18 protein-coding genes are annotated in these 20,065 nt (G+C 70.5%); 8 read left to right on the plus strand and 10 right to left on the minus strand.

The window, feature by feature from the left end:
- From ACFO0C_RS43080 to ACFO0C_RS43090, 3 genes are all read left to right on the plus strand, one after another.
- The coding region (locus ACFO0C_RS43080) for a WD40 repeat domain-containing protein (RefSeq protein ID WP_378072643.1) at positions 1-1,721 on the plus strand (1,721 nt) is incomplete at its 5' end.
- Positions 1,722-1,986: 265 nt separating this feature from the next.
- Positions 1,987-3,975 carry a cellulase family glycosylhydrolase gene (locus ACFO0C_RS43085; protein WP_378072644.1) on the plus strand — a complete coding sequence of 663 codons (1,989 nt, stop codon included), beginning with the start codon at positions 1,987-1,989 and terminating at the stop codon, positions 3,973-3,975.
- Positions 3,976-4,047: 72 nt separating this feature from the next.
- A complete protein-coding gene (locus ACFO0C_RS43090; protein ID WP_378072866.1) occupies positions 4,048-5,082 on the plus strand; it encodes a LacI family DNA-binding transcriptional regulator in 1,035 nt (344 codons plus the stop codon).
- A 63-nt stretch (positions 5,083-5,145) separates the two neighbouring features.
- On the opposite strand, the gene ACFO0C_RS43095 is transcribed toward ACFO0C_RS43090, so the two are convergent.
- The 3 genes from ACFO0C_RS43095 to ACFO0C_RS43105 are packed head-to-tail and all read right to left on the minus strand — an operon-like array spanning position 5,146 to position 6,532.
- Positions 5,146-5,751: a maleylpyruvate isomerase family mycothiol-dependent enzyme gene (locus tag ACFO0C_RS43095; RefSeq protein WP_378072645.1), complete on the minus strand. Its 606-nt coding sequence runs from the start codon at positions 5,749-5,751 to the stop codon at positions 5,146-5,148.
- The gene (locus ACFO0C_RS43100) at positions 5,751-6,188 is read right to left on the minus strand and encodes an SRPBCC family protein (protein WP_378072646.1); all 438 of its coding nucleotides are present in this window, start codon (positions 6,186-6,188) and stop codon (positions 5,751-5,753) included. The genes ACFO0C_RS43095 and ACFO0C_RS43100 overlap by 1 nt, the downstream gene beginning before the upstream one ends.
- Positions 6,185-6,532 (minus strand): ArsR/SmtB family transcription factor, encoded by a 348-nt coding sequence (locus ACFO0C_RS43105; protein WP_378072647.1) that lies wholly within the window; start codon positions 6,530-6,532, stop codon positions 6,185-6,187. The genes ACFO0C_RS43100 and ACFO0C_RS43105 overlap by 4 nt, the downstream gene beginning before the upstream one ends.
- Before the next feature lie 85 nt (positions 6,533-6,617).
- On the opposite strand from ACFO0C_RS43105, the gene ACFO0C_RS43110 reads away from it, so the two are divergent.
- Positions 6,618-7,253, plus strand: a complete 636-nt coding sequence (locus ACFO0C_RS43110) for a hypothetical protein (RefSeq protein ID WP_378072648.1) — start codon at positions 6,618-6,620, stop codon at positions 7,251-7,253.
- A gap of 90 nt (positions 7,254-7,343) precedes the next feature.
- On the plus strand, positions 7,344-7,619 hold the full coding sequence (locus tag ACFO0C_RS43115; protein WP_378072649.1) for a hypothetical protein: 276 nt from the start codon (positions 7,344-7,346) through the stop codon (positions 7,617-7,619).
- Positions 7,620-7,634: 15 nt separating this feature from the next.
- Here ACFO0C_RS43115 and ACFO0C_RS43120 read toward each other — a convergent pair whose 3' ends face one another.
- From ACFO0C_RS43120 to ACFO0C_RS43140, 5 genes are all read right to left on the minus strand, one after another.
- Entirely contained in the window at positions 7,635-8,225 is a 591-nt protein-coding gene (locus tag ACFO0C_RS43120) for a hypothetical protein (RefSeq protein WP_378072650.1), read from the minus strand.
- A gap of 91 nt (positions 8,226-8,316) precedes the next feature.
- Complete coding sequence (locus ACFO0C_RS43125; RefSeq protein WP_378072651.1) at positions 8,317-8,661, minus strand: SRPBCC family protein; 345 nt, start codon at positions 8,659-8,661, stop codon at positions 8,317-8,319.
- A gap of 227 nt (positions 8,662-8,888) precedes the next feature.
- Positions 8,889-9,998, minus strand: coding sequence for an NAD(P)-dependent alcohol dehydrogenase (locus ACFO0C_RS43130; RefSeq protein WP_378072652.1), 1,110 nt, complete (start codon positions 9,996-9,998; stop codon positions 8,889-8,891).
- Positions 9,999-10,025: 27 nt separating this feature from the next.
- Positions 10,026-11,486: an aldehyde dehydrogenase family protein gene (locus ACFO0C_RS43135; protein WP_378072653.1), complete on the minus strand. Its 1,461-nt coding sequence runs from the start codon at positions 11,484-11,486 to the stop codon at positions 10,026-10,028.
- Between the two features lie 85 nt (positions 11,487-11,571).
- Positions 11,572-13,851 (minus strand): ATP-binding protein, encoded by a 2,280-nt coding sequence (locus ACFO0C_RS43140; protein WP_378072654.1) that lies wholly within the window; start codon positions 13,849-13,851, stop codon positions 11,572-11,574.
- A 348-nt stretch (positions 13,852-14,199) separates the two neighbouring features.
- Between ACFO0C_RS43140 and ACFO0C_RS43145 the strand changes: the two genes are divergently transcribed.
- Positions 14,200-14,874 carry a response regulator transcription factor gene (locus tag ACFO0C_RS43145; RefSeq protein WP_378072655.1) on the plus strand — a complete coding sequence of 225 codons (675 nt, stop codon included), beginning with the start codon at positions 14,200-14,202 and terminating at the stop codon, positions 14,872-14,874.
- Complete coding sequence (locus ACFO0C_RS43150) at positions 14,871-16,229, plus strand: sensor histidine kinase (protein WP_378072656.1); 1,359 nt, start codon at positions 14,871-14,873, stop codon at positions 16,227-16,229. Before ACFO0C_RS43145 ends, ACFO0C_RS43150 begins: the two co-directional genes overlap by 4 nt.
- A 1-nt stretch (position 16,230) precedes the next feature.
- Here the strand turns inward: ACFO0C_RS43150 and ACFO0C_RS43155 are convergent, their stop codons facing one another.
- Positions 16,231-16,737 carry an SgcJ/EcaC family oxidoreductase gene (locus ACFO0C_RS43155; RefSeq protein WP_378072657.1) on the minus strand — a complete coding sequence of 169 codons (507 nt, stop codon included), beginning with the start codon at positions 16,735-16,737 and terminating at the stop codon, positions 16,231-16,233.
- 137 nt (positions 16,738-16,874) lie between these two features.
- Positions 16,875-17,180, minus strand: coding sequence for an ArsR/SmtB family transcription factor (locus ACFO0C_RS43160; RefSeq protein ID WP_378072658.1), 306 nt, complete (start codon positions 17,178-17,180; stop codon positions 16,875-16,877).
- 528 nt (positions 17,181-17,708) lie between these two features.
- Here ACFO0C_RS43160 and ACFO0C_RS43165 point away from each other — a divergent pair.
- Complete coding sequence (locus ACFO0C_RS43165) at positions 17,709-20,003, plus strand: ATP-binding protein (RefSeq protein ID WP_378072659.1); 2,295 nt, start codon at positions 17,709-17,711, stop codon at positions 20,001-20,003.
- Positions 20,004-20,065 lie beyond the last annotated feature (62 nt).

Consider the following 20,065-nt stretch of genomic DNA (forward strand, 5'->3'; position numbering starts at 1 on the left):
GTGGTGTCACGGTGCGCGTCTTGGAGGGTCATTCCGGTTGGGTGCGGGCGGTGTGCTCGGTCGAGGTCGGCGGTCGGGTTCTGCTGGCCTCGGCCAGTGATGATCAGTCGGTCCGGTTGTGGGATCCCTCCAGTGGTGTCACGGTGCGCGTCTTGGAGGGTCATTCCGGTTGGGTGCGGGCGGTGTGTCCGGTCGAGGTCGGCGGTCGGGTTCTGCTGGCCTCGGCCAGTGATGATCAGTCGGTCCGGTTGTGGGATCCCTCCGACGGCACCACCATTCGTACCTTGGAGGGTCATACCGGCTGGGTGATCGCGGTGTGCCCGGTTCCGGTGGATGGGCAGGTTCTGCTCGCCACTGCCAGCGGTGACCGGACGATCCGGTTGTGGGATCCCTCCAGTGGTGCCACGGTGCGCGTCTTGGAGGGTCACACCGGTGGGGTGCGAGCGGTGTGCCTGGTGCCGGTGGATGGGCAGGTTCTGCTCGCTACCGCCAGCGGTGACCGGACGATCCGGTTGTGGGATCCGGCCAGCGGCATCACCGTTCGCACTCTGGAGGGCCATGGCGGTGGGGTGAGTGCGGTGCGTCTGGTCGAGTTCGACGGCCGGGTCCTGCTCGCCTCGGCCGGCGGCGACCAGACGGTCCGGTTGTGGGATCCGGCGACCGGCGCCGCCGTGCGCACTCTGGAAGGTCACACGGGCTGGGTGAACGAGGTGTGCCCGATCGTCGTCGACGGTCAGGTCCTGCTCGCCTCCGCCAGCGACGACCGGACGATCCGGTTGTGGGATCCGGCCAGCGGCACCGCCGTGCGCACTCCGGAGGGTCACACGGGCTGGGTGCGAGCGGTGTGTCCGATCGAGGTCGACGGTCAGGTCCTGCTGGCTTCCGCGAGCGGTGACCGGACGGTTCGGTTGTGGGACCCCTCCAGTGGCACCACTCTGCGCACGCTGGAAGGCCACATGGGCTGGGTGAACGCGGTGTGCCCGGTGCCGGTGGACGGGCAGGTCCTGCTGGCTTCCGCGAGCGGTGACCGGACGGTCCGGTTGTGGGACCCCTCCAGTGGCACCACTCTGCGCACGCTGGAAGGCCACATGGGCTGGGTCAGCGCGGTGTGTTCGATCGAGGTGGAGGGTCAGGTCCTCCTTGCGACGGCCAGCGGTGACCGCACGGTCCGGTTGTGGGATCCCGTCAGCGGCATCGCCATGCGTACCCTGCACGGCCACACCAGCTGGGTGCGAGCGGTGTGTCCGATCGAGGTCGACGGGCAGGTCCTGCTCGCCTCCGCCAGTGGTGACCGGACGGTTCGGTTGTGGGATCCCGTCAGCGGCGCCACCGTGCGTACCTTGGAGGGTCATTCCGGCGGGGTGAGCGCGGTGTGCTCGATCGTTGTCGACGGTCAGGTCCTCCTTGCCACTGCCAGTGGTGACCGGACGGTCCGGTTGTGGGATCCCGCCAAGGGCAGCACCGTACACACCTTGGAAGGACACACCGGCGGGGTGCGAGCGGTGTGCCCGGTCGAGGTCGACGGGCAGGTCCTGCTCGTCACCGTCAGCGACGACCAGACGGTCCGGTTGCGGGATCCAGGCAAGTCACGCCACCTTGTGGTGCCGGTCCACTTCCCAGTGGCGAGCTGCACGGCACACGGCAACACCATCATCTTCGCCGCCGGTACGGGACTGATCGTCGTCGGTCTGCATTGGCCGGCGCAGGATCATCCCGGATGAATGTTTCTCTTCATTCGTGGTCAGGAGTGGAGAAACTTTCCAGCGGATGCAGGCTAGCGACGGTGATCGATGTGGTCAACGTGCTGCCGGAGGTTTGCGGGTGGCGGTGAACGCTGTGCCGCCGATCGCCGATTCATTGACGGCTATCTCTCGAGTTTCTAGCCTGCGACCAGAAACTTTCGGGCCGAGTCCCCCAACTGAGGCCCTCATCCCCAGGAATCGAGCCCTCATGAACCTGCAAGGCAAACGACGATCTCTCGCAAGGATGGCCACGCTCGCCGCCGCCGTGATCGGCCTGCTGACCGGCACGGCGGTGCCGGCGACCAGCGCCCAGGCCGCGGCCGGCTGCCGGGTCTCCTACACCGTCGGTGCGCAGTGGCCTGGTGGTTTCACCGGCAACGTCGCCGTGACCAACCTCGGTGCCGCGATCAACGGCTGGCAGCTCGCCTGGACCTTCCCGGCAGCCGGACAGGCCGTCACCCAGGCCTGGGGCGCCGGCGTCGTCGCGTCCGGCAGCACGGTCACCGCCACCAACGCCAGCTGGAACGCCGCGATCGCCACCGGCGCGACAGTGTCGTTCGGGTTCAACGGGGTCTGGTCGGGCAGCAACCCGGTGCCGGCGTCGTTCACCCTCAACGGCGTCGCCTGCACGGGAGGCACCACGCCGCAGCCGACGCCGGCCAAGGATGTCGTCGCCGCGATGCAGCCCGGCTGGAACCTCGGCAACACTCTCGACGCGATCCCCGCCGAGACCAGCTGGGGCAACCCGCTCACCAGCCGGGAACTTCTGCACAAGGTCCGATCCGAGGGCTACCGGAGCGTCCGGATCCCGGTCACCTGGGCCGACCACCTCGGCGCGGCCCCGGCCCACACGCTCGACGCCACCTGGCTGGCCCGGGTGAAACAGGTCGTCGACATGGCCCTCGACGAGGACCTGTACGTGATGATCAACCTGCACCACGACTCGTGGCGCTGGATCAACACCTACCCGGCCGACGCCGCCGTCCTCGACCGCTACACCGCCGTGTGGACCCAGCTGAGCAGCACCTTCCGCGACTACCCGGCCGAGCTGGTCTTCGAGAGCATCAACGAGCCCGACTTCACCGGCGTCACCGACGAGCAGAAGTATCCGCTGCTCAACACCCTCAACACCACATTCGTTCAGCTCGTACGCGCTACCGGCGGCAACAACTCGACCCGTGTCCTCGTGTTGCCGACCCTGTGGACGAACGCCGACCAGCCGCGCCTGGACGCGCTGAACGCCACGTTCACCGCGCTCAACGATCCCTACCTGGCCGCCACCGTCCACTTCTACGGCTGGTGGCCGTTCAGCGTGAACATCGCCGGCGGCGTCCGCTACAACGAGGAGGTCCGCGCCGACCTCAACGGCACCTTCGACCGGGTCAAGGCGTCATTCATCGACCGGGGCATCCCGGTGATCGTGGGGGAGTGGGCACTGCTCAACTGGGACCACAACCGCCCGGGCGTCATCGAGCGCGGCGAGTTCCTCAAGTTCATCGAGGAGTTCAGCCACCGGGCCCGCACCACCGGCGCCACCACGATGGTCTGGGACGCCGGCCAGTTCCTGAACCGTTCCACCCTCACCTGGCGTGACCAGGTCGTCTTCGACATGATGAAGGCCGGCTGGACCACCCGTTCGGGCACCGCCTCGTCCGACCAGATCTACCTGCCGAAGTCGGGCACCATCACCGCGAAGCCGCTGACCCTCCACCTCAACGGCACCACGTTCCAGGGCCTCTACCGGAACGGCACCGCGCTCCCCGCCGCCGACTACACCCTCTCCGGCACCACCCTCACTCTCACCCCGGCGGCCCTGACCCGGCTCGCGGGCAACCGCGCCTACGGCGTGAACGCCACCATCGAAGCCCGCTTCTCCGCCGGAACGGCCTGGCCGATCAGCATCATCTCCGCCGACCAGCCGACCCAGGAGGCAACGACCGGCACCACCACCGCGACGACTGTGCCCACCCGGTTCAACGGCGATCAACTGCAAACCATGGAGGCGGTGTACGCCGACGGCAGCCCCGCCGGTCCGGCCGACTGGTCCACCTTCAAGCAGTTCTGGGAGCACTTCCAGCCTGACTACGCCGCGGGCACGATCACGCTGAAGGAGGCCTTCTTCGCGGAGGTCGACGACGGCACGGTCACGCTCACCTTCCACTTCTGGAGCGGCGCGCGGACCACGTACAAAATCATCAAAACGGGGTCGACGGTGACCGGCTCGCCTGCCTGAAGCGTCGCGTTAGGATCGATGCCCGCCCATCGGTGAGCGGGCGCGAGCGGGAGGACCGGACGGGTGAGCGAGATGCCACGTGGCGGTGACTCGTCGCGGCCCGTCACCATCGCCTACATCGCCGAGTCCGCCGGAGTGTCGATCCCCACCGTGTCCAAGGTGATCAACGGACGCTCCGGGGTCTCGGCGACCACCCGTGCCCGCGTCGAGAGCCTGATCTACGAGCACGGCTATCGCAAGGTCTCCGCGGCCCACCGCCGCAACGTGCTGGAGCTGGTCTTCCGTGACCTGGAGAGCATGTGGGCCGTCGAGATCATCCGCGGCGTCAAGCAGGTGGCCCGCCGGCACCGGCTCGGCGTCACCGTCTCCGAGTCGGGTCTGGCCGAGTCCGACGAGTCCACCTGGGACGACACCGTCGCCCGGCGGCCGCAGTGCGTGCTGGCCGTGGCGCACCTGTCGGCCGCCGAGCGTGACGAGCTGCGGGCGAAAGACATTCCGTTCGTCGTCTTCGACCCGACCGTGGAGCTGCCGGCCGACGTGCCGTTCGTCGGCGCGACCAACTGGACCGGCGGCCGGACGGCGGCGCGCCATCTGGCCGGGCTCGGGCACCGCCGCATCGCCATGATCGGCGGTCCCGAGCACGTCCTGTGCTGCCAGGCCCGCCAGGACGGCTACCGGGCCGGGCTCGCCGCATCCGGCCTGCCGGCCGATCCGGATCTGATCGTGAACGTGCCGTTGACCCGCGAGGACGGATACACGGCGGCGGCCGCGCTGCTGCGCCGGCCCGACCGGCCCACGGCGATCTTCGCGGCCAACGACCTGCAGGCCCTCGGCGTCTATCAGGCGGCCCGCGAGGCCGGGCTGGCGATTCCCGGCGACCTGAGCGTGGTCGGCTTCGACGATCTGCCGGTCGCCGAGCTGGTCGACCCGCCGCTCACCACCGTCCGCCAGCCGCTGAGTGAGATGGCCGTCGCCGCGACCGAGCTGGCGCTGGCCCTGGGCCGGGGCGAGCGCCAGTCCCAGCTGGGTGTCGAGATCGCCACCACCTTGACGATCCGGTCCAGCACCGCCACGCCGAGCGAAACAGGCCCTCGTCCGCGCCGGTGACCAGCGGTGCCGGGTGACTCGTTCCGACAGGGCGAGGCGACTTGCCCGGGGGGACCGGGTGGCTCACCGAGGATTCAGCGGCGGGGGGAGAGCCCGGCCGTCGGGCAGCGTGCGCGCGCTCAACAATGCGACCAGTTCGCCGCTGCCGGCGCGGACGAGTCGGCCGTCGCCCCAAGCCCAGCCGGTGTCGGCCGCCTCCAGCCGGATGCCGGTCAGGTCCACGCCGAACAGTGCGCCGTCGGCGGCGGTGAGCAGATCAAGGACAGCGGTCACCGCTGCGGCCGGTGCGGCTGTGGGCATGCCGAGGGCGATCGTCACGTCCAGGGAGTGGATGACGGCGTGGCTCAGTGCACCGGCCGCGCCGCCGTCGGGTGGCTGCCAGGTGTGCAGTCGCGGCGACCGCAGCTGGTCCAGCAGGTCGGTCGGCGGCAGCGACGCGTCCCGGGCGGCGACGTTGTCGGACAGCACGGTGAAGTCGCCGCCGGCCGCCGCCATCTCGGCGCCGAACCGCTCCGGCGTCAGGCGCACCGGCATCGTCACATGTGCGACCACATGCCGGACCAGCCATTTCTCACACAGGGTGGGCGCGTCCCACGCGGTGGGGGAGACGGTGAGCAGATCGGCGAGACGCGTGTAGGTCGGCGCCACCCAGGCCATCGGATCGGACATCAACGGTCTCCCTGCACGAGGTGGGCGAGGTGTTTCTCGAGCTTGTCGAGGGAGGTGAGGAAACCGGCCCGGGACTCGGGGGTACGCATCGCCTCGGGCACATGCTGCTGACGGATGACGACCGAGGTACCGTCGGCGCCGAGATCGTCCAGCGTGCTCGTGGTGCGCATCCCGCTCGCCGGTTCGAACCAGGCGAGCCGCTCGGGTGCGACGACCTCGGTGAACACGGCGACCATCCGGTGACTGCCGTGCGCGCCGATCATCAGGGTCTCGAACCGGCCGCCCGGCCACAGCTCGACGACGATGCCGTCCGGTGGGGTGATCATGCCGTGCGGGCCCCAGAAACGCGCGGGCTCGGCGGGGTCGGTGAGGCAGTGCCAAACCAGCTCGCGGGGTGCCCGGAAGGTCCGCTGGTAGACGAGGTCGGCGTCGCTCACCGGTCGTCGTCTCGCTGCAGCTGGTCGAGGCGGGTCTCCAGCCGGTCCATGCGTTCGGACCAGATGCGCCGGCTCTGCTCGATCCAGGAGGCGGCGACGTCGAGGGCGCCCGGTTCGAGACGGCACGGCCGGGTCTGACGGTGCCGGCCCCGGCTGATCAGTCCGGAACGTTCGAGCACGCCGATGTGCTGTGACACGGCTTGCGTGCTCATCGCGTACCGCTCGGCCAGGTCTTTGACCGTGGCCTCGCCGGCGCTCAGCCGGACGACGATGTCTCGCCGGGTGGGGTCGCTCAGCGCGGTGAACAACGCGTCGAGCCGCTCGTCGTCCATGGTGACTGCCATGACGCTTACTCAAGCATCTGCTTTATCAACCGTCAACTTGTCGAAGCTGCCGACGGCACTTGCGGGGGCGTGCTCTACTGCGGTCATGCGGCAGCGGGCGGGTCTGATCCTGGGAGTGGTGGTGCTCCTCGCCGGAGTCACCGCGATCGCCGGCTGGCGTTGGTGGCAGGGCCGGGCGCCGTACGGGCCGGACGCTCTGCGGGCCTCCGCGACACTGCGGCTGGTCGATCAGGCCACCGCCGACGCCGCCCTCGAACCGTTCGACGCCGAGATCGCCACCAGCGACGACGACCAGATCCTGCTCGGCCGCGTCTCCTGGACCGCGCCGACGGCACCGGAGGACACCACCCTGCGGATCGTCCTGCTCGACCAACGCCGGCACCTGCTGCCCGGTTTCCTCGCCGTGACCGCGCCGGACCCCGAACACGTCTCCACCGGCCTGGACGGATCCCTCGACGACGCCCGCGACCGGTACGACTGGCTGGCGGGCACCGGCACCCGCGAGTCCGGCGGGTCGTTCTGGGGCGCGGGAAACATCATCACCGTGTCGTCGCTGGACGCCTCCCCGGTGACGTTCCAGACCGTGCTGCACGCCGAACGCCCGGACACCCCCGCCGGGGCCCGGGTCGCCACCGCGCCCGTGACCACACAGGACATGCTGATCGCCCTGATCTGCGTCGGCGGAGACGGCCGGGTCCACTGGGCGCAACGCCTCACCTGACCGCGGGCACTGTCCAACGGTGTCCGATGCGAAACCCGGCCGGCCCCCGAGCCGGTTACCGTCCGATCATCGCAACGACCGGAGGATCCCGTGCCCGAACTCAGCCCCGAGAACCGCGAGCGGCTGGTGCGCTCACAACGTCAACTCACCATCTTGGCCGTGCTGGCGATCATCGTGCTGGTGGCCATCGTGGTCGCCCTGTCAGCGGCGGGGGCGTCCGTGCTGCCCGGCGCGCTGGTCGGGGTCGCGGTCGGGGCTCTGCTGAGCATTCCGCATCGTCGCCTGCTCACCGAACTGGGCCTGACCAAGCAGGAGGCGCGGGCGATCCTCATCGAGGAGAGGAAACGCCGCAAAGCCGTCCGCTGACAGCGGCGGCCGGCGTCAACGCGCGGTACTTCCGTATGACGGTGTCGTGTGAATGCCTGTCCCGTACACGTACCGCAGGTCTGCCGCGTCGATGAGCCGGGCGGCAGCCGGCAGCACCGGACGGGGGCCGATCTTGTCTACGGCCAGGCGGCGGATCGCGCGGTTGAGCCGGCCGGACGCGCTGGTGACCGCCTTCCAGTCCCAGGCGGCGGGATCGCCGATCCCGGGGCTGGTCGGCGCCCATGTCAGGGCGCGTTTCTCCGTGTTGTGGTTCGTGTGGGTCCACCGCAGCTCCCGTTCCTTGAAGAAGCCGCCGTAGTGGAGCTGGATGAGCCCCCAGCCCTCGCAGATGTAGCGGAACCCGGCCTCCGACACCCCGGGTGCGAAGTCGATGCGCCGGATACGCGGTTCCGGGCCGGCGCCGGTGACCAGCAGCATGAGGTAGTCCTCACCGGCTTCGACGATCTCGTCGGTGGTGCGGAACTCGCGCAGATCATGGCCGGGGCGTGAGTAGGCCTCCCACACCCGGAACAGGGTCAGGCCGAAGACGATGTCGAGCACCGCGGGCCAGTCGTCGTCCACGGCGTAGAAGTCGAGGTTCGGCACCCGATCATCATTCCAGGGTCGAGGCACGGGTGACCCTGCTCGCCCAGGTCCGTGGAGACCGGTCGGCTGACGCGACATGCGCCAGGTCCGGTCAGGCGGCTTCGGTTGGTGCCTCCGCGGCGAGGCGGAGGCGGTTCAGCGTCTCAGTCATCGTGCGGCGGTTGTGGGCGTCACGGTCCGGGATCCGCAACATCGCGATGCCGAAGAGTTTGAGAGCGGGCCCTCGGCGGTCGGTGTACGTCTCGGTCACCTCGCAGCCGTCGCCGTCCGGGCGCAACGTGTAGGTCCAGCGGGCCACCGCGAGGAAACCCGCCCCGACCACGTCGAAACCGAATTCGCGCCCCCGGTCGGCGGCGCCTATGCGGGTGACATCGGCGACGAGATCCCACACGACCTCGGGCGTGGCGCCGATGTGGGTGGTCACGGTGACGGGCATGTCGCCATCCTGCCCGAGAACAGGTAGACGCGGCTGCCGCACCCGACATCAGCGGTCACTTCCGGGGCCGATCGCGCGCGGTCCCGCATGCTGACCAGTTGGTCGTCCCAGCCGGCGACGACCTCGGGACTTTACAGGAACCCGGCCGCCGGCCGGGCCGCACGGCCCAGGCGTCGTCGGCCGTGGTGCGGTCCGGATGTTCCGGGGCCTTGCGGTAGCCGGGCTTCTCAGGCGTCCATTCTGATCACTGGTTTGACGGTCCGGCCGCTGTGCATGTCCTTCGCGGCGATGTCGATTTCGGCCAGCGAGTAGTTCCTGACGAGCTTCTCCAGTGGCAGCCGGCCGGCTCGGTGCAGATCGACCAGCTGCGGGATCAGCGTCTCGGGTTCGGCGTCGCCGAGGGTGACGCCGACGATCCGCTTGCCCGGCAGCAGGCTCTGCACCTCGAAGGCGACCTCGGTGCCGGCTGGTGGGGCGCCGACGATCGCGCAGGTGCCGCGGATCCCCAGAGCGTCGACGGCGGTACGCACCAGGGCGGGCACCCCGGTCGTGTCGATCGCGTAGTCGAGTCCCCGCCCCCGGGTGGCCGCGGCGATCTGCGTGGCCGGATCCTCGGTCCGGGTGTCGATCGTGTGCGTGGCACCGACCTCGCGGGCCAGTTCGAGCCGCTCGGTGACCCGGTCGACGGCGATCACCGCGCCCAGCGGCAGGCCGGCGGCCGCCATCACCGCGGCCAGCCCCACCGCGCCCGCCCCGAACACGGCGAGGGTGGTGCCCGGTCGTGGTGCCAGCACGTTCCACACCGTGCCGAAACCGGTCTGCACGCCGCATCCGAGTGGGGCCAGCACGTCCAGCGGGACGTCCGCGGCCACCTTGATCAGGCTGCGTTCGTCGGCGATGGCGTGTGCGGCGAACGACGACTGGCCGAAGAACCGGCCGCCGATCGGTGCCCCGGCCCGGGTGATGGTCGGCGTACCGTCGCAACGCCGGCCGAGGATGAGGTTCTGCGGTACCCAGGTGTCGCAGTAGGCCGGGTGCCCGCCCCGGCAGGACCGGCAGGTCCCGCACGAGGTGAAGCTGAGCAGCACCTGGTCGCCGGCTGCGACCCGGGTGACGGCGGCGCCGGTCTCGACGACCACGCCGGCCCCTTCGTGCCCGAGCACGCCGGGCAGGGCGAAGGGGATGCCACCGGCCTGTACGCCCAGATCGGTGTGGCACAGTCCGGCCGCGACGATCCGTACCAGGACCTCGTCCGGGCGGAGGTCGGCGAGTTCGACGTCGGTGACGGTGAACCGGGCGCCGGGGCTCTCGACCACGGCTGCCTGCGTCTTGAACATGGCTGATGTCCTTTCGAGGTGGCCGTGTCAGGCCAGGTTGACGACGACCGATTTGGTGCGCAGGTAGGCGTCCAGGCCTTCGGGGCCGTTCTCCCGCCCGTGGCCGGAGGCGCCGATGCCGCCGAAGGGCATGGCCGGGTCGAGTAGCGCCCAGCCGTTGACCCAGACGATGCCGGCGTTCAGCGCCGCGGCGAGGCGATGCGCCCGGCTGAGGTCCCGGGTCTGCAGCCCGGCCGACAGCCCGTACCGGGTGCCGTTGGCCAGACGGATCGCCTCGTCCTCGGTGTCGAACGGCTGGACCGTCACGACCGGGCCGAAGACCTCCTCCTGCACGAGCGGCGAGTCCTGGGCCACCTGCGACAGCACGGCGGGCCTGACGTAGAAGCCCGGGCCGTCCGGCCGCTGCCCGCCGATCACCTGGGCGCCGGAGGACGCCGCCTGGTCGAGGAACGAGACGACCTTGGCGAGATGAAGCGGGCCGGCCATCGGGCCGACCACCACGTCCTCGGCGAAGGGGTCACCGACCGGTACGTGGGTCGCCGCGCCGCCCAGTGCCTCGACCACGTCCCGGTAGACCGGCCGTTCGACCAGCACCCGGCTGCCGGACATGCAGAACTGGCCGGTGTTGAAGACGAACGCACCGACGGCGGTCTCGATCGCGGCGCCCAGATCGGCGTCGGCGAAGATGATGTTCGCGCCTTTGCCCCCGAGTTCCACCGTGACCTGTTTCAAGGTCGCCGAGGCCTGGGCGGCCACCTGCGCGCCGACCGCCGAGGAACCGGTGAAGGCGATCTTGTCGACGCCCGGGTGCGCGACCAGCGCCGCGCCGGCCGCCCCGTCGCCGGTGATCAGGTTGTAGACGCCGTCCGGCAGGCCGGCCTCGGCCAGCAGTTCGGCGAAGAGCAGGGCACTCAGTGGGGTTTCCGGAGCGGGCTTGTGTACGACGGTGTTGCCGGCCGCGAGGGCCGGCGCGAGTTTGGTCGCCGACAGGATGGCCGGGAAGTTGAACGGCGTGATCGCGCCGACGACGCCGATCGGTTCCCGCCGGGTGTAGGCGAACGACGGTGCCGCGGTGGCCCGGGTGGCGCCCTCCAGCCCGGCCACCAGCCCGGCGTAGTACTCGAACGTGTCGATCACGGTCGGGATGTCGACTGTGGTGGTGAACATCAGTGGCTTGCCGACGTCCAGTGACTCCAGGCGGGCGAACTCGGTCGCGCGGGCCCGCAGCAGGTCGGCCACCCGCCACAGGATCCGGCCCCGGGCGCGTGGCGTCATCCTGGGCCAGGGGCCGTCGTCGAACGCCGACCGGGCGGCCGTGACCGCCCGGTCGACGTCGGCCGGTCCGGCTACCGCGACCCGGGTGAGTTCGGCACCCGTGGAGGGATCCAGGATCGGTGCGGTACGGCCGTCGGCTGCCGGCGTCCGTAGCCCTCCGATGTGCAGCAGCCCGTGGGGCAACGTGACAGTGCTGTCGTGGGTGATCGTCATCCGCCCGCCTCCTTGTCGAAATATGACGGGTGGCGAGCGTCACATGTTCGAAACAGGGTGGGGGAGGGTGGTTTCACCCCATCGACTACCCGTTCCGGGCGACCCACACGGCGACTTGGGTACGGGTGGAGAAGCCGAGCTTCGCCAGGATCCGTTCGACATGGCCGTCGACCGTACGCGGGGAGATCACCAGCCGGGCCGCGATCTCCCGGTTGCTGAGCCCGTCGGCGAGCAGGTGGGCGATCTCCCGTTCCCGGCCGGTCAGCACGGACGGCCTGCCCGCCCGCGGGGCCGGCTTCGGATCCGGTTCCAGGACCGCGCTGATCGCGTCGTCGACGCTGGTGAAACGAGGTGGCGTGCGAGCGACCCGCAGGGCCGCCGGTTCCAGCCTGGCCCGCAGCGACTCTTCGCAGGCGAGCCGGTGCTCCTGCAGCGGCGGCCCGAACGCGGTCAGGCGGGTGCCGATCGACTCCCACACGCTGTCGGCCACCGACAGGAACCGGGCCGACGTGGCGGGTTCGTCCCGGGTTCCGGCGATCCACGCGGCCAGTTCGATCAGCAGTGCGACCCCGACGGCGTCGTGGAAGTCCCGCTGCCCGGCCAGCCCCTCGGCCATGAACTTTTCGGCGCGAGCGGCGTCAGCGCGCCGCCAGGTGTCGAACGCCAGCACCCAGACGGCGTACGAACGGCACAGACGCTCGCCGGTCGACTCGCTGATCTCGATCGACTCCCGGCAGATTCGTTCCGCCCGTACGCCGTCGCCCTGATGTGACGCGGTGATGGCCAGTTGGAACAGCGTCCACAGCAGGCCCTCCATGTCGCCGATCGCCCGGAAGACCGTCGCGGCCTGCTCGTAGGCGGCCTGCGCCTGTGGGAGACGGTCCCGAAACAGCAGGGACGTGCCGCGCAGCGCGCTCACGTATCCGACGGCGCGGTCCGGTCCCGAGCTGCCGGCCAGCGATTCGCACTCGTCGAGGCGGGCGGCGGCCCGCTCGTGGTCGCCCTGCAGCAGGGTCACCCACGCGGCCACCCACAAGGTGTCCGCGCGGGCCCGCCGATCCTCGTGGGTCGCGCCGGCCGGCGCCGCCAGGAGCGCCCGTTCGAGCCAGTCCCGGCCCTCGCTGAGATAGGCGTCGGCATACCACAGCTGCCGCAGAGCGGTCACCAGTTCGAGGGCGTGCCGGCCGCGGTCGGCCGCGGCCAGCGCATGGTCCAGGGCGGCGCGCAGGTTCGGGTACTCCGAACGCAGCCGCGACAGGCCCTCGCGCTGACCGGGGGTGGCCCAGCCCGCCGCCACCTCCCGGGCCGTCGCGAGGTAGTGGTCCAGGTGCCTGTTGCGCAGGTCGTCCAGCTCGCCGAGTTCGGTCAGGCGTTCACGACCGTACTGCCGGATGGTCTCCAGCAGCCGGAACCGTACGGTCGTCCCGGTCGGCTCGGCGGTCACCACCGACTGGGCCACCAGCTGGTCGAGCTCGTCGAGCACGTCGTCGTGCGGCAGCCCCGCGCCCGCGCACACCGCCTCGGCCGCCCGCAGGTCGAAGGTGCCCGCGAAGACCGACAGCCGGGCCCAGAGCAGACGCTGCCGTGGCGAGCACAGCGAGTGACTCCATTCCATGACCGCACGCAGGGTGCGCTGCCGGGTCCGGCCACCGTGGCCGGTCAGCAGGTCGAGCCGGGTCTCCAGGCGCTCGGCCAGTTCCTGGACGGAGAGGCTGCGCAGCCGGGTGCTGGCCAGCTCGATGGCCAGCGGCAACCCGTCGAGCCGGACACACAGGCGTGCGGCCGCGGCCAGGTTGGCGTCGGTGAGCGCGAACTCGGGCTGCGTCGCCCGCGCCCGGTCGACGAGCAACTGCACGGCCTCGACCGCGCCGAGATCCTCCGGCCCGGAGAGCCGGGACATGTCCGGTACGGCCAGCGGCTGCACCGGATAGAGGTGCTCACCGGGGACGCCCAGGGTGCGGCGGCTGGTGGCGAGCACCCGCACCTGCTCGGTGTGATCGAGGATCTCCTCGATCAGCGCTGAACAACCCTCGGCGACGTGTTCGCAGTTGTCGAGGATCAGCAGCGTCCGGCGGCCGGTGAGGTGAGCGATCAGTTTGCTCTCCGGGGTGCCGATCGACCTGTCGATCACCGCCAGCGCGGTGACCACTGCCTGGGCGATCTGCCCGGTCTCGCCGACGGCGGACAGGTCGATCATCCGGATGCCGTCCGGGAAGGCGCCGCCGAGGGTGCGGGTCAGTTCCACGGCCAGGCGGGTCTTACCGACACCGCCGACCCCGGTCAGCGTCACCAGGCGGCTCTCGGCGAGGCGCCGCCGGACACTCTCCAGATCGGTGCGGCGGCCGACGAACCGTGTCGTCGGCATGGCGAGACCGTGCCCGGTGCCGCCGGCGGATCTCGGCGTCAATCGGCTTCACCGCCCCGATGATTCCGCACTCCAGAACGCGATCGTACTGCTCCGCCGGGTCGCGTCCGGACCCGACGCCCGACCCGGCGAAGGTCCAGCTGGTCGCCTGTTCGGTTACCAAGGGAAAGGGAGATCTGATCAAGACCTGCTCGCCGTGACGGTAAAGAGTCGGACAGGGGCCGGTAAAGAATCGGCGGCGGCCTTGGTCCACTGTTTCCCGAACCGGGCCCGACGATCCTGATGTCGCAGCTCAACGCCGTTCGCTCGTGATCTTGGACGGGTCGGCCGGTGGCTACTCTTCTTCTCGTGCGTGTACTTCTGGTGGAGGACGACCATCCGGTCGCCGAGTCGCTACGGCGTGGGCTCGGCCGGTACGGGTTCGAGGTCGAGTGGGTGACCGACGGCCGGTCCGCTCTGGCGGCTCCGCCGTGCGACCTGGTGCTGCTCGACCTCGGGCTGCCCGATACCGATGGCCTCGACGTCTGCCGCGAGTTGCGGGCCCGGGGTTCCGTTCCGATCATCGTGATCAGCGCACGATCCGAGGAGGTCGACCGGGTGGTCGGGCTGGAACTCGGCGCCGACGACTACGTCTCCAAGCCGTTCGGGATGCGTGAGGTGATCGCGCGAATCCGGGCGGTGCTGCGCCGGTCGGCCGGTTCCGGCGCGGACAGCGGCCCGGCCGCCACCGACGGGACCCTGCCGGATCGCCTGGTGATCGACAGGTGGTCGCGCCGGGTTCTGCGGGACGGTGCCGAGGTGGCGCTGACACCGAGGGAGTACGACCTGCTGGCCTTCCTGGCCACCGAACCGGGCCGCCTGTTCACCCGCGAGCAGATCATGGAGTCGGTGTGGGCCACCAGCTGGTTCGGTGCCACGAAGACGTTGGATGTGCACGTCGGTGCGCTGCGCCGCAAGCTGGGTGAGGCCATCGCGTTGGAGACGGTGCGCGGCGTCGGTTTCCGGCTGGTGGCGGCCGCGTGATCCGGCAGCTGACGGTCAGTTATGTGGTGCTGGTGGCGGTCGCCATCGCCGCGTTCACCGTTCCGGTCGCCTGGGTGCTGACCGATCAGCTCAGTGACGATGCGATCAGCGCCGCCCGTCGTGAGGCCGACACCGCGGCGTTGCTGCTGGCCGGCGGCGACGTCCCGTCGCAGCGGGCACTCGTCGCGCTGATGGATGCCTATCGCCGGCAGACGCCCGGGCGCCTCGACGCGGTCACCGCGCCGGGCCGCCCGGCCGGTTCGGTGCCGGCGGCCGTGGATCCCGGTGATGAGTCGTTCACCCGGGCGCTGGCCGGTGAGCAGGTGGTCGTCGAGTGGGGTCACCAGGCGGGCCTGGGGGAGGAGGGCTTCGCCGTCGTGGTTCCGGCCCGGGACGCGCGGGGTGAGGTGGTCGGAGCCGTCCGGGTCAGTTACCCGTCGGCTCCGCTGGATCGCCGGCAGTGGCAGATCTGGGGCTTCCGGGGTGTGCTCGCGGTCGCCGTGCTCCTGGCCGCCGCTCTGCTGGGTCTGGCCTTCGCGCGCCGGGTGACCAGCCCGCTGCGGGCGCTCGACCGGATGGCCGGGCGGCTCCGTGACGGGGACCTGGCGGTCCGGGTCGAGGAGACCGGTCCGCCTGAGGTGCGCACCCTGGCCCGCACGCTGAATACCGCTGCCGAGACGATCGACGGTCTGGTCCGGTCCCAGCGGACGTTCATCGCCAACGCCTCTCACCAGCTGCGTACTCCGCTGACCGCGTTGCGGCTGTCGCTGGACAACATCGCCGACGCGGCGCGCGATCCCGAGCTGCGCGAGGACGTCGACCAGGCGTCGGCCGAGGTGGTCCGGATGAGTCGGCTGGTGAACGGGCTGCTGGCCCTGGCCCGTGCGGAGGGTGACGTGTCGGCGCCCGAGCGGACCTCGGTGGGTGACATCGCTGCCGGGCGCCTCGACGTGTGGCGGGCCGCGGCCGACGAGAAGGGTGTCGCCCTCGAGTTGACCGGGACGCCGACCTGGCCGGATGCGCTGATCACTCGTGGTCACCTGGAGCAGATCCTGGACAACCTGTTCGCCAACGCGCTGGAGGTGTCGCCGGCCGGTGGCAGCATCCGGGTCGCCGCGGTCCGCGACGGTGACCGGGTGACGGTCACCGTCGCGGACGAGGGGCCGGGTATCTCACCCGAGCTGCGGGAACGTGCCTTCGACCGGTTCTGGCGCGGCGACAGCCGGCCCGGCGGATCCGGGCTCGGCCTGGCCATCGTGCGTCAGCTGGTCGAGGACGACGGTGGCCGGATCCGGCTGGACGCGGCCACCGGTGGCGGTCTGCGTGTGATCATCGAGTTCCGGGCCGTGGTGTGACTCATTCCGGCATTGCCGAGGAATGGTGGTTGACGATCAGCCAGGTGCCGTTGATGCGCTCGTAGACGAACGTGTAGCGGGCGTCCACGATGCGCGTTCCGGAGTCGGCGCGCAACGTGAACCGGTAGGTGCCGGTGTCGATCGCCGTGGTGGGGTCGAGAATCTTCACGTGCGATTCGGTGATGACCGCCTGCGGCCGGTTCTCCAGGAAGTGCTGGAAGTAGTCGGCGATCTCCGCGCGGTTCGTGCGGATCTGGTTCGACACGGTCGGCACCAGCACGCCGCCGGGGGCGTACCGGTCGGCCACCCGCTGGGGGTCCAGGGTCGCCAGCGATCGGTTCCACTGCGTGAAAAGTGCCCGGATCTGCTGCTCGGAAGCCTTGTGCGAGACCGTCGACCTGGTTGCCGGGGAGGCGGTCGCGCTGGACACGGCCCACGGCGCGGCGGTGATCGCCAGCGCCGTCACGGCGCCGGCGCCGAGGACTCGGATGCGTGAATTCCGGGTCATTGTCGTCTCCTGTCGATCGGGATTGGTGCATCCCACTATCGAGGGCGGAGAGAAAGGGGAGAGTACGGCTGCGGCAAGGCTTCCGGTAACGTTTCGCAAAGGCGGCGGCGGATGCTTACATCCTCCGTTTTCCCGTCTCATTGCGATATGGGGTTCTCCGGTTGGAGAGCCGATGCACGAGTGGCCAGTGCGAGGATCTCCCGGACCGCGGGTGTGGCGAGGGCGTACATGACGACGCCCGCGTTTCGGTAGGTCCTCACCAGGAAGGCGTGGCGTAGCACCGCCAACTGCTGGGAGAGATTTGCCGGCTCCACGCCCACTTCGGCCAGGAGTTCGCGGACGGCCAGCGGCTTCGCTTCGAGGAGCTCCAGGATGCGTACGCGTACGGGATGTCCGAGAGTGCGATAGAACTCGGCCTGTGCCTGGTAGAGAGGGAACGACACGAGCGCTCCCATCGATCACCGCGGCCCCGTCCTGGTACCAGATCTACACGGTCGCGGGGACATCGTGGGCCGGTTCGGGTCCAACCTCGCCGCCACGGGTCGTCCTGCCCTCTTCCGGGTGATCAGGCTCCTGGTTCGGGTGGATGGGGAGGGCCGCTGGAGTCGTCGTGCTGCGGCGCGGCAGGCCCGTAGCGGGTCTCGCGCTGGTGGCGCAGCTCCCAGTAGATGGCGATCAGCGCGTTGGCTTTGGCCAGTTCGGCGGCGTGGGCCGGGTCGATGACGTCCAGGCTGGCTTCGGTCAGGAGCGACTCGGCGGCGATCGCCAGTTCGGCTCCCCGGCTCGCCGCGCTGGCGGCGTCGTTGTCGGCGGAGATGGTCGTGGCCTCCTTCTCGTACGGGGGTTTCAGCCTCTCCCGCTCGTCAGCGGTTGGGTACCGTGACGTTACGCAGAGGGATACGCAGACGACTCCGGGTGCGTAGCAGCGTGCGGCGCCGGATCCGGGAGAGGACGAGGCGACGGGTGAGCCGATGAGGTCCGGAAGCTACGGCCGGCACACCCGGCGCGCGTTGCCGGCAGACGTGACGAGGTTCGTCGGCCGGCGCCACGAGCTCGCCCGGCTCCGTGACCTGCTGGCGGACTCGAGGGCTGTCACCGTCACCGGAGTCGGTGGTCTCGGTAAATCCCGGCTGGCGTTGCAGGCCGCCCGGGACAGCGTCCGCCGCTTCGCCGACGGTGTGCTCCTGGTGGCACTGACCGGCGCCGACCGGTCGACACCGGTTGTCGAGTTGGCCGTGCAGGCGCTGGAGATCCGGGAGCAGTCGGCGCGACCGTCGTGGGAGGCCCTGACCGGGTTCCTCGCCACCAGGACCATGCTGGTCGTGCTCGACGCCTGCGAGCATCGAGTCGACGAGTGCGCGGAGTTCGTCGGCCACGTCCTGGCCGCAGCGCCCGGCGTCCGAGTCCTCACCACCGGCCGGCTGCCCCTGCACGTCGCGGGAGAACGGATCCTGCCGTTGGCGCCCCTGGCCGTCGACCGGCCCGGCGGCGTGTCGTCGGATGCGTTCGACCTGTTCACCGCCCGTGCCGAGACGACTCCGGGGGTCTGCCTCACCGAGCGGGACCGGGCCGACGCCGTCGTCCTGTGCCGTCGGCTGGACGGGATCCCGCTGGCCATCGAGCTGGCGGCGGCCTGCCTGCTGACGCTGTCGGTCAGGCAGATCATCGATCGCCTCGACCACCGGTTCCGCCTGCTGGCGGCCCGGCGGCCGGGGCGAGCACACGAGGAGGTGCTGCGCGCCGCGCTCGACGGCAGTTTCGAGGTGTGCCACCCGAGTGTGCGTCTGTTGTGGCAGCGGCTCAGCGTGTTCGCCGACGAGTTCGACCTCGCCGCGGTGGAGGCGGTGTGTTGCGGTGACGAGTTGCCGGTGCACGATCTGCCCCACCACCTCGGTGCCCTGGTGGAACAGTCGGTCGTCGTACGCGTACCCGGTGAGGTGCCTCGTTTTCTGCTCCTGGACACCATTCGCGAGTACGGCTCGCTGAGACTCGGCGACTCCGTGGAGGCCACGGACTGCCGGGATCGGCATCGCCGGTTCTACGCCCTCCGGGCCGCACGGGCCGAGCAGGCCTGGAACGGACCCGACCAGTGTCGCCGTCTCGACGAGATCCGTCACGACCAGGGCAACCTGTGGGCCGCGTTGGACGCCTTTCTGGACGACGACGATCCCGCAGCGGTGTCCGCCGGCGCGGTCATGGCGGCTGATCTCTGGTTCTTCTGGATCGCCGGCGGCCGGCTCCGGGACGGCCGCCGCTACCTGCAACGAGCACTGAGCCGCCATACGCGTCCTGGTCACGCGCGCCGGCGTGTCCTCTGGGCCGCCGCTTTCGTCGCGGGGACGCAAGGTGACCTCGAGTCGGCGACGGCGATGGCGCGGGAGTGCCTCGCCGCTGCTGCCGAAGCCGGCGACGGGGACCTGCAGGCCTGTGCCCAGGAGACCCTCGGCATGATCGCGGCTATCGGCGGTGACCTCGGCGCCGCCGTCGTCCGGCTGACCACGGCGCTGGAGTGGCACGGCGCCGACGGCCGCTCACCGGCCGGGCTGCTGCGAACGCTGCCGTGCCTCGGCATCACCCACATCATGAACGGCGACATCGACGACGCGATCGTGATGGCCGGGCGGGCCGAGGCCCTGTGCGAGCGTCTCGGCGAGCGTTGGCAGATGTCCTACGTCCACTACCTGCTGGCGCTCGGGCTCCGGATCAAGGGCGACCCTGACGCCGCGACGGCCCGCGTGCGCGACGCGATCGCGATCAAAGCCGAGTTCCATGACGTCGTCGGTCTGGTCATGTGCATCGAGCTGCTGGCCGGACTGCTGGCCGACCGCGGGGACGGCGGCCGATCGGCGCAGCTGCTCGGCGCGGCCGAGTCACTGTGGCAGGACTTCGGCCTGCCGTCCTTCGGGTCACCCTTCCACTCCGCCGAGCACACCCGGACGGAGTCGGTGATCAGGCAGTCGCTCGACGCCATCGCCTATCGGAGTGCCCTCACCGCGGGCCGGCGGCTCGGGATGGACGAGGCGGTGGCGTTCGCTCTGGACCGTGAGCCGGCCACCGGGCGCGGGCCGGGTGCCGCCGATCGAGGGCCTCGCCTGACACCACGGGAGTCACAGGTCGCCGCATTGGCTGCCACCGGCCTGTCCAACCAGGAGATCGCCGACCGGCTCGGCATCGGCCGGCGCACTGTGGAGTCCCACGTCGAGAACCTGCTGCGCAAGCTCGGTTTCCGCACCCGTACGCAGATCGCCGCCTGGTTGGCCACCTAGCCACCGACGCTGTGCCGCCGGACCGCGGAAACGGGCAATTCGGTCTCGTCGAGGTGTGAAAT

This window comes from Actinoplanes subglobosus, from assembly GCF_042650585.1.
Classification (GTDB): Bacteria; Actinomycetota; Actinomycetes; order Mycobacteriales; family Micromonosporaceae; genus Actinoplanes; species Actinoplanes subglobosus.

Coding starts and splice junctions, on each gene's coding strand:
- ACFO0C_RS43090 (WP_378072866.1), top strand. CDS start 4,048: ATGCCACGTGGCGGTGACTCGTCGCGGCCCGTCACCATCGCCTACATC.
- ACFO0C_RS43165 (WP_378072659.1), top strand. CDS start 17,709: ATGAGGTCCGGAAGCTACGGCCGGCACACCCGGCGCGCGTTGCCGGCA.
- ACFO0C_RS43085 (WP_378072644.1), top strand. CDS start 1,987: ATGGCCACGCTCGCCGCCGCCGTGATCGGCCTGCTGACCGGCACGGCG.
- ACFO0C_RS43140 (WP_378072654.1), bottom strand. CDS start 13,851: ATGCCGACGACACGGTTCGTCGGCCGCCGCACCGATCTGGAGAGTGTC.
- ACFO0C_RS43125 (WP_378072651.1), bottom strand. CDS start 8,661: ATGCCCGTCACCGTGACCACCCACATCGGCGCCACGCCCGAGGTCGTG.
- ACFO0C_RS43095 (WP_378072645.1), bottom strand. CDS start 5,751: ATGTCCGATCCGATGGCCTGGGTGGCGCCGACCTACACGCGTCTCGCC.
- ACFO0C_RS43135 (WP_378072653.1), bottom strand. CDS start 11,486: ATGACGATCACCCACGACAGCACTGTCACGTTGCCCCACGGGCTGCTG.
- ACFO0C_RS43130 (WP_378072652.1), bottom strand. CDS start 9,998: ATGTTCAAGACGCAGGCAGCCGTGGTCGAGAGCCCCGGCGCCCGGTTC.
- ACFO0C_RS43110 (WP_378072648.1), top strand. CDS start 6,618: ATGCGGCAGCGGGCGGGTCTGATCCTGGGAGTGGTGGTGCTCCTCGCC.
- ACFO0C_RS43105 (WP_378072647.1), bottom strand. CDS start 6,532: ATGGCAGTCACCATGGACGACGAGCGGCTCGACGCGTTGTTCACCGCG.
- ACFO0C_RS43155 (WP_378072657.1), bottom strand. CDS start 16,737: ATGACCCGGAATTCACGCATCCGAGTCCTCGGCGCCGGCGCCGTGACG.